Raw genomic sequence first — 13,584 nt, forward strand, 5'->3', positions numbered from 1 at the left:
ACGGTGCGATGCGTCACTGCATCGCGTCCGCCGGGAGCCGCACGCCGCCATCGACGACCTGCAAGGAGAGGCCGGGCACGAAGTCCGCGCGCTGGATGTTCTTCTCGATCGGCTGGCGGGTCTTCTTGTGGTTACCCGAGAACGGGCCGACGGTCACGTTCGAGGCGACACCGTAAGGCGTCGCGATGACGTCCGGGCCCAGCACCGCGTCGAGCTGCGTCAACGCGATGGCCGATGCACCCTGCGACGAGCTCTGGTTGATGTTGGCGGTGGTCTGCGCCGAGGTGTTGAACGCGTAGTTACCGGCATCGGCGCCCGTGGCATAGATGCCATCGACCGAGACGGCCTTGCCGCGGCCCACCGCCGGGTCGCCAAACAGCGCAGTCGCTGCGCCGAAGGCGATCACGTCGCCAGGAAGGATGCCGTTGCTCGACAGCGTGGCGCGATCCGTCGTGTTGCCGTCGAAGAACTTGTCCGTGCCCTGTGCGTCGACGATGACCGGGCGCTTGGTGATGCTGGCCGTGGTGGTGGGATTGACGACGAGGGTGTAGTTGCCCGCATCGCCACCGGCGATCGTGCCGTCGACGTTCACCGTCTTGCCATTGGCCGCATTCTTGTCGCTGAAGGTGCCATGGGTCGCGAGGCTCACCTGGTCCCCGCCGAGCACGCCGTTGAGCACACCGTGCGTCGCGGCGCCCGTATTGCCGTCGTAGACCTTGTCGTCCGCCGTGATGCCGGCGCTTATGCCCAACGGCGTCACCGTCGCGATATGGTTTCCGCCGACGAGGGTGTAGTTGGAAGCGAGACCCGCACCGTCGTCGTTCAGCGCCAGCGAGCCGAGACCCGCCAACGGACGATTCGTCGCCACGTTCTTGCTGGCCAGCACGCCCTGGCCGCTGAGAATCAGGCTCTCGCCGGCCACACCGGCGATCACGCCCGCGCTGCCGAACATGCCGGACGAGGCCACCGTACCGCCGTCGTAGACACGCGTGCCATCGAGGTTCAGCACGACCTTGTACACGTCGGCTGTCGTGGTGGCATTGGTGGTCAAAGTGTAGTTGCCCGCATCCGCGCCGGTGAGTACGCCAGCCACGTTCACCGTCTTTCCGTTACCGGCGTTCTTGTCCGCGAAGCTGCCACTGCTGCTCACGCCGAGCTGGTCACCGCCGATCACGCCGGCCAGCGTGCCGCTGGTCTGCGCACCGGTGTTTCCGTCGTAGGTCTTGCTACCCGCGACGATGCTGCCGACGATCGCCAGCGGCGTGATGTTGGCAGTGGTCTGCGCGACGTTGTTGAAGGTGTAGTTGCCGGCATCGGTGCCGCTGCCGACGATACCGCCGACCGTGACGGTCTTGCCGTTGGCGACGTTCTTGTCGCTGAAGGTCGCCGGATTGCCGGTGAAGTTCACCATATCGGTACCGAGGATGCCGGTACTACCGAGCGTTGCCACCGCCGAATTATTGCCGTCGTAAACCTTGTTGCTCGCGCTGGCACCGACCACGATGTTCAACGGGGTGATGTTCGCCGTCGTCTGCGCCGCGGTGTTGAACAGGTAGTTTCCTGCGTCGGCGCCCGAGGCGGTGATGCCGTTGACGTCGACCTGCTTGCCGTTCGCCACGTTCTTGTCGACGAAGTTGGCCGAACCCGCGGCGAAGTCCACCGTGTCTCCCGTCAGCACGCCGCTGCTGCCTACCTGGGCGTTGGCGGTCGTGTTGGCATCGTAGACCTTGTTGTCGGCGGTGGCGCCGACGACGATGGTCAGCGGCGTGATGTTGGCGGTGGTCGTCGCGGTGTTGACGAAGGTGTAGTTCCCCGCGTCGGCGCCGCTGGCCACGATATGGTTCTCGGTGACCGTCTTGCCATTGGCGACGTTCTTGTCGCTGAAGGTGGCCGGGTCACCGCTGAATACGACCGTATCGGTACCCAGGACGCCTGCGCTAACCAGGGTTGTGACGGCCGTCGTCGTGCCGTCGTAGATCTTGTCCTGCGCCGTGAGATCGAGCGTGATCGCCAGCGGTGTGATGTTGGCCAGGGCCTGCGCAACGGTGTTGAACACGTAGTTGCCGGCGTCCGTGCCGGTCGCCGTGATGCCGTTGACGGTGACGGTCTTGCCGTTGGCGACGTTCTTGTCGCTGAAGGTGGCCGGATTGCCGGTGAAGTTCACCGTATCGGTGCCAAGAATGCCGCTGCTGGCCAGGGTGGCCACGGCGGCGTCGTTCCCGTTGTAGACCTTATTGTCGGCGGTGGCACCCACGACGATCGTCCGTGGGGTGACATCGGCCGTCGTCGTGGCATTGGCCGTGAAGGTGTAGTTACCGGCATCGCCGCCGGAAAGCGCACCGTTTACGGTAACGGTCTTGCCGGTACCGACATTCTTGGTATCGAACAGGCCGGATGTATTGAAGGCGACGACATCGCTGCCAATGACGCCGGTGAGCACGCCATGAGTGGTCGCTGCGGTGGTGGCGTCGTAGATCTTGCCATCGGCCGTGATCGCGCCGGTGATCGCCAGCGGCGTGATGTCCAGCGTGGACGTGCCGATCACGTAGTTGCTGGCCAGGGAGCCGGCGAGGTCGCCCAGGGCCATGTCGCCTACCCCGTTGAAGGCTTTGTTCACCCCGACATTCTTGTTGGCAACGTTGGAGTTGCCGCTGAGCGTGAGCGTCTCACCGTTCGTGCCGTTGACCACGCCACTGCCGAACAGTAGCGAGCTGACATCGGTCTGGCCGTTGTACACGCGGCTGCTGTGCAGGTTGATCACGAAGGGCGTGATGTTCGCCGTGGCGGTGGTCGTGGTGTTCTGCAGATCGTAGTTACCCGCGTCACCGCCGCTTACGGAGATACCACCGACGTTGATCGTCTTGCCGTTACCCACGTTCTTGTCGGTGAACGCGACGGACGTGTCGCCAAGGGTGATGTTGTCACCGGCGATCGCATTGCTGGTCAGCTTGAGGCCAGGGTCGCTGGTCGTACCGTCGTACACCTTGTCCTTACCCTGCGCGCCCACCGTCAGGGCGAACTTGGCGATATCGGCCAACGCGGTCCCGTTGGTGAAGGTGTAGTTGCCGGCGTCGCTCCCGGCGATATTCATGTTGCCGGTGACGGTCTTGCCGATGCCGACGTTCTTGTTGTCGAACGTACCGACGGTCGGATTCGTCAGCGAGACATGGTCGCCCGCGATCAGGCCACTCGTCAGCGAGCCGTTGGCCAGGACGAGTGCCGCGTTGGCCAGCGTGGCGGCTCTTGTGCCGTCATAGGTCTTGTCGTTGGCGTCAAACGTGGAGGTCAGCGCGCGAGGCGTGATGGTGATCTTGTCCGTACCGCCTGCCAGCGTGTAGTTGCTGGAAAGGCCCCCGTTTCCGCCGTCGGCAATATTGAGCGTGCCGAGGGTGAAGATCTTGTTGTTCCCAACGTTCTTGTCGGTCACGCCGATTCCCGTGAGGGTCAGCGTCTCGCCCGCGAAACCCGTCGACAGCACGCCGCCGGAGGAAAACAGGCTGGCATCGGCGTCGGTCGCGCCGTCGTAGATGCGCGTCCCGCTCAGGTTGATGACGAACGGCGTGATGTTCGCCGTGGTCGTCACCGTGGTGTTGTCCACCACGTAGTTGCCGCCATCGGTGCCGCCGCTGGTGACACCGGTTACCGTCACGGTCTTGTTGTTGCCGACGTTCTTGTCGCCGAACGTGGCCGGGTTGAAGCCGAACGCGACGGTGTCGCCGGCAATCACGCCGCCGCTGTGTACCGTGGCACCCGGATCGGCCGTGGTCGCGTCGTACTGCTTGTCCTTGCCCGTCGCCGTGACCGTGATGTGCAGCGGGTCGATCGACGCCGTCGTCGTGCCCTGGGTGAAGGTGTAGTTACCGGCGTCATCGCCGGTGATCGACATGTCACCCGTCACCGTCTTGCCCGTACCGGCGTTCTTGTCCGAGAAATGCGCGGCGGTCGGATTGTTCAGCGTGACGAGATCGCCACCGACCAGGCCATCGAGCGTGGCCGGACCGTTCAGTGTCGCGGCATTGTTGGCGTCATAGGTCTTGTCATGGGCGAGGAAGTCGGCGGTCAGTGCCCTCGGGGTGATCGTCACCCAGTCGATACCGCCGACCAGTGTGTAGTTGCTGGCCAGGCCGCCGTTACTCCCATTGGCGAGTGCGAGGCTGCCCATGGCGAAGAACGACTTCTCGTCACCCACGTTCTTGTCGACCAGCGTACCGCTCCCCGTGACGCCGAGGGTCTCGCCGTTCACACCTTGCAGGACGCCGAACAGCGAGCTGTTAGCCGTCGCGGTGCCGTCGTACACGCGCGTGCCGGTAAGGTCGATGACCTTCGACTGGATCACGCCATTGTTGCCCGCGCCCGTGGTCGGCAGGATGTAGTTGGAAAGATCGGTCCCCGCGTTGGCGACGAAGTCGGAGGTCACCAGGGTGGATGCGACGCCCAGGCCGGTGCCGACATTCTTCGTGACGTAGTTGGCGGTAGCCGATTGCGGGATGGAAGCGCCCTGCGTGCCCACGAAGCCCTGCAGGTCGTAATCGGTCGCAATCAGCGTGGCCGAATCGGTGCCGTCGTAGACCTTGGTCGGGCTGCCGGTGATGACCGCGGTCAGCTGCTTGGGGTTGATCGTCGCGGTCAGGCCGGTCGGCTGCTGCAAGTGATAGTTGCCGGCGCTGCCGCCGTTCAGGGTAAACCCGCCGACCGTGACGCCCAGGTTGTTACCGGCGTTGGACGTGCCGAACTGGCCCGATGCGCTGCCTCCGTCGAAGCCCACGGTGTCACCGGCAAAAATGCCGTCCAGCGCCGCGTTGCCCGCGATCGTAAGCGTCGCACTGGCATTGCCGTCGTACGTCTTGTCGTTTGCCGTCACACCGCCGAGCGTGAGCGTGGCGCGGGTGATGTTGGCGATCAGGCCGGCGACCGGCTGCAGGATATAGTTCGCCGCCTCGCTGCCGGTGATACCGAAGCCGGCCGCGGTGACCGTCAGGCCATTGCCCACATTGCTCTGGCTGAAGCTGCCGGTCACACCGGACAGGTTCAGCGCGACCCTGGAGGCGTTACCGGCGTCGGTATCTACCAGACCGGCGAGGCCCGCCCTTGTCAGGTTGAGCGTGTCGGCCGCGGTCGTGTCGTAGGTCTTGTTCGTCGCGAACACGCCGGTGACGAAAAGCGGCGCGCGGTTGATCGTGCCCGTGCCGGTGGCGACCAGATCGACGTTGTAGTTGGAAAGCAGCGTGCCGTTGCCGAGGACATAATTACCCGGCGTCAGCGTTGCGCTGATGGTACGGCCGTTGAGCGCGCTCGCATTGGCGCTGTCGTAGCTGGCGGTCGCGCTGGGATTGATCGTGCCGCTCTCGCCCGAGACCCAGCCACCGACACTGAAGTTGCCCGAGGCCAGGGCGGCATCGATGCTTCCGTTATAGGTCTTGGTCGGATTGCCGACGATCGATACCGTCAACTGTGCCGGCGTGATGTTGCCGATGCCCAGGACCGGTGTGTTGATGGCGTAGTTCGAGAGGTTGGTGCTGCCACCGGGCGTCAGATCGGCCGTGGAGAGCTCGGCCGATAGCGGAAGGTCCGTGCCCACGTTCTTCTGGCCGAAGGTGCCATTGATCGTGTGCGATACCACGCCACTGTCGCTACCGACCCACCCGCTCAGAGTGAAGTTGGCCGGCAGCAAGCCGATGTTGAAGTTGCCGTCGTAGACCTTGCTCGCGTTGACAATGCCGACATTGAGCACGGTGAAGGCACCGGTCAGCGGCGCCGGCGTGATCGAACCCGAGCCCAGGTAACTGGTCGGCAGGATGTAGTTGCCCAGCAGCGTGCCGCTACCGGCCGTAAAGTCTGCGCCGGGAAGTACTCCCGCGGTGGCACCGCGCGCGCCTGCGTTCGGATTGTCGTACTGGCCCGGCACCGTGCCGCTGAAGCTGGCAGTGATGCTCTGGCCCGACAGCAGGCCAAGCACCTGCAGGTTCGACGCCGTCAGGGCGGCGTTGGTGTTGCCGTCATACACCTTGGTCGGGTTACCGACGATCTGGCCGGTCAACTGCAGCGGATTGATCACGCCCAGGCCGAGGCCGGTCACGGTCCGCGCAAACGTGTAGTTGGACATCGAGGTGCCACCGACCGGCACGAAGTCCGACGGCTGCAGGGTGGCGGTGACATCGATGCCATTGCCGGCATTGGCGGTGGCATAGGTGGCCGAACTCTGGCCCACCGTGCCGCCCTGCCCGGAGACAAACCCGCTGATGGAGAAGTTGCCGCCACCCAGCGTGACGGCATTCGTGCCGTCGTAGGTCTTGGTCGGATTGCCGGTCATGACGATGGTCAGCAGCTGCGGCGTGATGCTGGCCGTCAGCACGGGCGCGGCCAGCATGTAGTTGCCAGCGGCCGTTCCCGCTAGCGAGAAACCGCTGGCAGTCACGGCAAGGCCGCTGCCGACGTCGGTCTGGCCGAACGTGGCGGTGGCGCCGGCCGTGTTGAGCGTCACATTGTCGCTGCCCACCGTGCCATCCAGCGTGGCGGCACCCGTGTTCAGCGTGGCGGCTTTGGTGTTGTCGTAGATCTTGTCGTAGGCGGTGACCTGGTCGATGGTCAGCGTCTTGGGTGTGATATTCGCGCTCAGCCCGGTCGGCGCCTGCAGCACGTAGTTGCTCGCTTTGTCACCGGTCAACGCATAACCGCCGACTGTCACGCCGATACCATTGGCGACGTTGGGTCCGGCGAAGTTGCCGAAGATGCCGGTGGTGTCGAGCTCCACATGGCCACTGTCCGGCTGGATCACACCGAACAGCTTGGCGCCGCCGAGAAGGATCATGTCGCTCGTCGTGCCGTCGTAGATCTTGTTACTGGCCAGCAAACCGCTGATCAACAGCGGCGCCCGGTTGATCGTGCCCATGCCGGTGGCGACGGTCGGCAGGATGTAGTTCGCCAGATTGGTGCCCCCGTTGGCGGTGAAGTTGGTCACCGAGAACGTCGCGTTGAGCGCCACGCTGCCCGCGTCGGAGCCGGCATAGGCGATCGAGCTGGGCTGCTTCACGGTGACGCCTTGCCCACCGACGAAGCCGTCGACCTGGTAGTTGCCTGAGCCGAGCGTGGCCGTGGTGGTGCCGTCGTAGGTCTTGGTCGGATTGCCGATGATCTGCGCGGTCAGCGGCGCAGGCGTGATACGGCCGACCTTCGCGCTGACGACCGAACCGCCCAGGGCGTAGCCGTACACGGCGATTGCGCCCGTGCTGTCGGTGATGCTGAAGTTGCCGATCGCGCCCGGCGAGGTCACCGAGATGTTCGATGCCGCGTTGACCGTCGCGTACGTGCCGCCGGTGGCCTTGGTGATCTTGTTGCCGTCGACCAGGCCGGTGCTGGTGAAGTTCGCACCCGAGAAGCTGGCGGCGTTCGTGTTGTCGTAGACCTTGGTCACCGTGCCGGTCAGGCCCGTGATGGTGAGCGACGGCGCCAGCTTGTAGAGGAAGCCGTTACCGTTGCCCAGCGGGGAGGCGCCCGCATTGGCCGCGTACTGGATGAATTGTGGGGCGAGTCCGCCGCGCGTATCCAGCGACGGGTCCGAGGAGTAGACGAGCCACTTGCCCGAGGTCGAACTCAGCGCCGCGGCGCCGGCGTTGTTGATGAAGTTGTTCGCCGCGGTCAGCGTCACGCCGGTGCCTCCGGCGATCGTGCCGCCGCCGGCAAGCGTGATGTTACCGCCGGTACCGCCCGTGCCGTTGGCCTTCAGTACGACGCCACCCGCACCGGAAATCGCCGCGTTGACGTTAATGCCACGGTACGCGTCGAGCGTGAGCGTCGTGGCCGCGTTGTTCCATGAGATGGCCGAGTTGACGTTGATGTCGCCGACCCCGGAAGCGTTCTGGATGCCGTCGCCGCCGGCACTGTTGGCCGATGTCGTCTCGGTGACGTTGGAACCCCCGTTGAGCGCCGCCGAGATGGTCGCCGCCGCCGTCGCGTCGATGGTCAGGTCATACGGGTCGACAAGCCATGTGCCGGCCTTGCCTTGGGGTGCGCTGGCATTGATCGATGCCACACCGATATGCGCGAAGGCCGCCGAGGTTTCGATGCTGCCGCCGTTGCCGCCGTTCGGTGCGCTCGCATCGAGCGTCCCTTCGACATTCACGTGACCGGCCTGCATGCCACCGAGCAGCACGATCTGGCCGTTGTGGTTTTCCACCGTCTGCGCACGGACGACGCCGGTGTTGTTGACCGTGCTGGCCAGCAAGGAATCCGCCGCGCCCGCCGTCATGAACACACGGCCGCCATCGGCCTGCACCAGCTGGCGGTTCTCGACGAGGTTATCCAGCGTGCTGCGGTCCACCTGCAGGTGAAGCAGCTGGCTGCCGTCGAACGTCAGCGTGACCGCACTGCCGCCGCCCATGGCGACCGTGCCGAGTTGCGCACTGATCGTGCCCTGGTTGGATACCGTGTTGCCGAGCAACGCGACATAGCCGCCGTTGGCCGCGCGGATCGAACCCTTGTTGACGATGCTGCCTTTGCCGTTACCGCTGAAGCTGCGTGAGTTCGACGAAAGCGAGTCGTCGGAGGTGTCGAGTGTGGATGCCACCAGGCCACCCACGTTCACCTGCGAGCCCTGGCCGAACAGCACGCCGTTCGGATTGATCAGCCACACCTGGCCGTTGGCGTTGAGATGACCGTAGATCTCCGACGCGCTGTTGCCGAGGATCCGGTTGACCGCGATCGCATCCCTGCCCGGCTGCACGAAGTTCACGGTCTCGTTGGGCGCGATGTCGAAGGTCTGCCAGTTCAGCGAGAGGTGCTGGCTGTTCTGGTTGATCGTGGTGATCGCACCGTTCTGGTTGATCGCACCGCTGCCGGAAACGACCTGCCCGCCGGTCTGGCCGGCATGGACGGTGCCAGCGGCGCCGAGCGCCATTGCGATGCTGGCGGCGATCGAGGCGGCGCGAAGGCCCTTCGACGCCGAAGCGGACCGCGCCGCGGGACGGCTGTTGCGAGCAAGTTCGCTGGCAGCGACCCACTGCGAAGTGGCGGCGTTCCAGCACAGACGGTAGATACGATTCATTCGAGCAACCTTCGGTCGTGAGCGCGTGCGATAAGCAGAGGCGTACCCAGCGTCAGCCGAGTCGAGATGGTTGCTATAGGGCCCCCCTGCGGGCCGCGCCGTGCCGTTTCGACACATGCGCGTTTGCGGCATGCTAGCCGATAAGTGTGATGTGCATCACATTTAAGTTGTGAAGATGGTCGCGTTCTTCATGTATTTACCCGGGTGTAATGGGTGGCCAGTGACCGATCTGGCTCAGTGCGGGGACGCGAGCTCGACGCAGAAGTCGACGAAGGCCCGCACCTTGGGCGGCGAGTTTTTCCGCGAGGGGTAGAAGGCGTACAAGGGAAAACGCTCCTCTGCCCAGTCCGGAAAGAGCTCCACCAGACGACCATCGGCCAGGGCGTCCTGCACGCTCACCGCGAGCACCTGCGCGATACCCGCGCCGGCAATGCACACGGCGAACATGATTCCCGAGTCGGTGACCAGCAGGGGGCCGGTCGTTTCGACGGGCACGACCTTGCCCTTCCGGTGGAACTCCCATTCAAACGGACGCCGCGTGACCGGGTCGCGGAACTGGATGCAGCGGTGGTTCACGAGATCCTTCGGTGCCGCCGGCCGGCCATGCACGGCCAGGTAGGCCGGCGCCGCGACCGTGAGCACCCGGGTTTCGAGCAGCTTGCGGCCGATCAGCGACGACGAGGGCGGGACGCCAAAACGGACGGCCACATCGATACCCTCGGCGACGAGGTCGCCAAGCTCGTCGCGAGTGACGATCTCCAGCTCCAGGGCCGGATGGCGGGCCAGGAAGGCGGCGAGCTGCGGCGCGATGACCTGGCGAGCGAACATCGCGTCCAGGCTGACCCGGAGCCGGCCACGCACCGCTTGCGAGTCGCCGGCGGCGGCGAGGGCCGCGTCCTCGATGCCCGACAGCAACGGTCCCACCTGCGCATACAGACGCTCGCCTTCATCGGTCAGGGTCACCGAACGGGTGGTCCGGTGAAGCACGCGCACGCCCAGCCGCTCTTCCAGCCGACTGATCGCGCGACTCACCCCCGAGGGGGAAAGCCCGAGGGCGTCGGCCGCACGCGCAAAGTTGCCCGTCTCGACGACGGAGACGAGAACGCTGAGGTTGCCGAGCAGGCGGCCATCGGAGGACATAAGGGGACGACTCGTGATCGTGAGTCACGAAAGATCTGCCTCGGCGCATATTCCGTCAATAGATCGCGGCGTCTAAGCTGTCCATCATCCCTTCCCCGGAGTCTCCCCCATGAACGCCTCACACGCACGTATCGCTCTTATCCTCGGCGCGAGCCGCGGCCTGGGGCTCGCCCTGGTCGAGGAATACCTGCGCCGGGACTGGCATGTCGTCGCGACCGTTCGTGGCGACACCCCGGCCGCGCTAGCCGACCTCGTTACCGCGTCGGATGGCCGCCTTCGCGTCGAGCACGCCGATATTGCGCGTGGCAGCGACATCGATGCGCTGCGCCGCACGCTGGACGGGACGGCCTTCGACCTGGTTTTCGTCAATGCCGGCGTGATGACCCAGGCGCGCGACGCGAACGGCGCCAACATTTCCGACGAGGAGTTCGCCCATGTGATGGCGACGAACGTGCTCGGTCCAATGCGCGTGCTCGAGGCGTTCGAATCCCTGGTGCCTCGTTCGGGCACGCTGGGCGTGATGTCGTCCGGGCTGGGCAGCATCGAGAACAACGTGGACGGCGCCTGGACGGTGTATCGCGCCAGCAAGTCGGCCCTGAACCAGATGCTGCGCAGCTTCGCCAATGCCCGCAAGGGCGACCCGCGGGCGGTGCTTGCCATCGCGCCCGGTTGGGTGCGTACGGACATGGGCGGCGCCGATGCGGCGTTGTCGATCGAGGAAAGCATTCCGCGCGTGGTCGACGTGATCGAGGCACACCGCGGCAAGGCCGGCGCGCATTACGTCAACTACCAGGGCCAGACCCTGCCCTGGTAAGGGCTCAGAGCCAGATACGGATGCCTGCCACCCAGCGACGGTCGGTGATACGACGACCGTCGTTGCGCGCCAGGTCGGCGGTGCCGCTGGTGAGATGTTCCCAGGACACGCCAACGTAAGGCGCGATAGTGCGGCGGATTTCGTAGCGCAGGCGTAAACCGCCTTCAACGCTCGACACGCCCGAGCGAAGCTGCCGCTGCTCATCGTCCTTGCCGTACGCGTTCACTTCAATCTCGGGCTGGAGAATCAGGCGCTGGGTAAACAGCAGCTCGTATTCCGCGCGCACGCGTGCGGCGGTACGACCGCCCTCCCCCGCATACGCTGTCGCTTCCAACTCGAACCAGTACGGTGCGAGACCCTGTACGCCGAACGCGGCCCAGTTTCGTTTCGGACCTTCGCCGACATCGCGCCGCACGCCCAACTGGGTGTCCCAGAACGTCGCCACCGCGTGGCTCCAGAACAACTCGGCATCGCCGTCGCGCAAGCGGCGCCCTTCGCGATCACCCTCGCTACGAAACCAGAGCTTGTCACTGTCGTTGCCGTACCAGCCCTCGGCTTCCCAGGACTGGCCGTGACCTCCCTGCCCCGCGAATGACTCCAGGCGATCGAGCAACAGCATGCCAACGGGGGCGGTGTCGTCCATGTCGTCCATGTCGTTCATGGCCATGCCGTGCATGCTGCTGGACGGCACACCGTCGGACCAGTCGGGGCTGCGCGCGTCGGCGGGCGCCTTGCCACCCTGCATCGGTCCCATCGTCATGCCGGACATGGGTGCCATGTCGTGCATGCCTTGCGCATCCTGCGCCATCACCGATGCCATCGCACCCATCGTTGACAGGGCAAAGACGAAGCGCTTCACGACACCACCACTTCGCGGAACATGCCCGCTTCCATGTGATACAGCATGTGGCAATGGAAGGCCCACCGCCCCGGATTGTCGGCGTTCACCGCATAAGTCACCTGCTGGGCGGGCTGCACGTTGACCGTGTGCTTGCGCACCTGGAAATCGCCATCGGGCGATTCGACCTCGCTCCACATGCCGTGCAGGTGGATCGGATGGTTCATCATGGTGTCGTTGACCAGACGCACGCGCAGGCGCTCGCCGCGACGAAAATGCACGGGCGTCGCCGCGGAATACTTCACCCCGTCGAACGACCACGCGAAGCGCTCCATGTTGCCGGTGAGGTGAAGCTCGATCGTTCGTCCGGGCTCGCGCGTGTCGAGCGCACCGCCGACGGTGTGAAGGTCGGCATAGGTGAGTACGCGGTGGCTGCGCTCGCGAAGCCCCACACCCGGATCGTCGAGGTTGGTTCGCGGCATGTCGACGTGCATGTCCGTGCCCGGACCGTATTCGGTGCTTGCGTGATTGGCCATCACCATCGTGCCGCCGGCATCGCTGTCCTCACCCATCGAGCCCATCATGTCGCGCATGGCCAGACGCGGCCGTGGATCGAGTGCCGGCACATCGGCCCGCATGCCTTCGCGCGGCGCAAGCGTGGCGAGCGCGAAACCGGAGCGGTCGATCGACTGGGCGAAAATCGTGTACGCCTTGTCTTCGCGCGGCTCGACGATGACATCGTAGGTTTCCGCCGCCGCCAGACGCAGCTCGTCCACCCCTACCGGCTCCACGTCCTGGCCATCGGCGGCCACGACGCTCAGGCGCAGTCCGGGGATGCGCAGGTCGAAGATCGAATTGGACGAGCCGTTGATCAAGCGCAGGCGCACCCGTTCGCCGGGCTTGAACAGGCCGGTCCAGTTGCCCGCCGGCGCGGTGCCATTGACCAGATAGGTGTACGTCGCGCCCGAGACGTCAGCGAGGTCGCTGGGATTCATCCGCATACGATTCCACATGCGACGCATCGCGATAGCGTCGCCGAAGCCCTTCGCACGCGCGTCGCGCAGGAAATCGGCAACGGTGGGCTGACCATAGTTGTAGAAGTCGCTTCGCGAGCGAAGCCGGGCGTAGACGCGCTCGGGGTCTTCGTCGGTCCAGTCGCTGATGAGGATGACGTGCTCACGATCCGCAGCCTGTCGCTCACCGTCCTTCGGCGCGATGACGATCGCGCCATAAAGACCACTCTGCTCCTGGAAACGACTATGCGCGTGATACCAGTACGTGCCTGATTGCCTGACCGGAAACCGATAGGTGAATTCGGTCCGCGCCGGTATGCCGTCGAAGCTCAGGCCCGGCACGCCGTCCTGGTCGAACGGAACCACCAGACCGTGCCAGTGAATCGACGAGACGGTGTCGAGCTGGTTGCGCACGCGCAAGGTGATGGACTGGCCCTCTCGCCAGCGCAGGGTCGGACCAGGCACGCCACCGTTCACCGTGACGGCGGTGCGGGCGCGACCGGTAAAGTCGACGGCGGCCTGACGAATGTCGAGCGTCATGTCGGGGCCGGCCAGCTCGCCCGCATGCCGCATCGGCTCTGTCGCGGACGCCGGACGCACGACGCCGAATCCGAGCCCGACACCGGCAACCGCCAGCCCCTGAACGAAACGGCGGCGCGGTAGATGGATCGTCGGTTCGCCGTGGTCGCGCATATCGTTTTCCGGGCCCGCAACGCTGAGAAGAAGCCGAGCGTAGCGA

5 protein-coding genes are annotated in these 13,584 nt (G+C 65.2%); 1 reads left to right on the plus strand and 4 read right to left on the minus strand.

Features of this window, described 5'->3' with window-relative positions; genetic code table 11:
• Positions 1–13: 13 nt before the first annotated feature.
• Together HB634_RS20420 and HB634_RS20425 are read right to left on the minus strand one after the other, a co-directional pair.
• Complete coding sequence (locus HB634_RS20420) at positions 14–9,040, minus strand: YDG domain-containing protein (protein WP_213949932.1); 9,027 nt, start codon at positions 9,038–9,040, stop codon at positions 14–16.
• A gap of 234 nt (positions 9,041–9,274) precedes the next feature.
• Complete coding sequence (locus HB634_RS20425) at positions 9,275–10,180, minus strand: LysR family transcriptional regulator (protein ID WP_063571570.1); 906 nt, start codon at positions 10,178–10,180, stop codon at positions 9,275–9,277.
• Positions 10,181–10,289: 109 nt separating this feature from the next.
• Here HB634_RS20425 and HB634_RS20430 point away from each other — a divergent pair, with 109 nt between their 5' ends.
• On the plus strand, positions 10,290–10,994 hold the full coding sequence (locus tag HB634_RS20430) for an SDR family NAD(P)-dependent oxidoreductase (RefSeq protein WP_063571571.1): 705 nt from the start codon (positions 10,290–10,292) through the stop codon (positions 10,992–10,994).
• A 4-nt stretch (positions 10,995–10,998) separates the two neighbouring features.
• On the opposite strand, the gene HB634_RS20435 is transcribed toward HB634_RS20430, so the two are convergent.
• Together HB634_RS20435 and HB634_RS20440 are read right to left on the minus strand one after the other, a co-directional pair.
• The gene (locus tag HB634_RS20435) at positions 10,999–11,853 is read right to left on the minus strand and encodes a copper resistance protein B (protein ID WP_345777520.1); all 855 of its coding nucleotides are present in this window, start codon (positions 11,851–11,853) and stop codon (positions 10,999–11,001) included.
• Entirely contained in the window at positions 11,850–13,538 is a 1,689-nt protein-coding gene (locus HB634_RS20440) for a copper resistance system multicopper oxidase (protein WP_213949933.1), read from the minus strand. Before HB634_RS20440 ends, HB634_RS20435 begins: the two co-directional genes overlap by 4 nt.
• Between the last annotated feature and the right edge of the window lie 46 nt (positions 13,539–13,584).

The organism is Luteibacter sp. dw_328, from assembly GCF_018449605.1.
In the GTDB taxonomy this organism is placed as follows: Bacteria; Pseudomonadota; Gammaproteobacteria; order Xanthomonadales; family Rhodanobacteraceae; genus Luteibacter.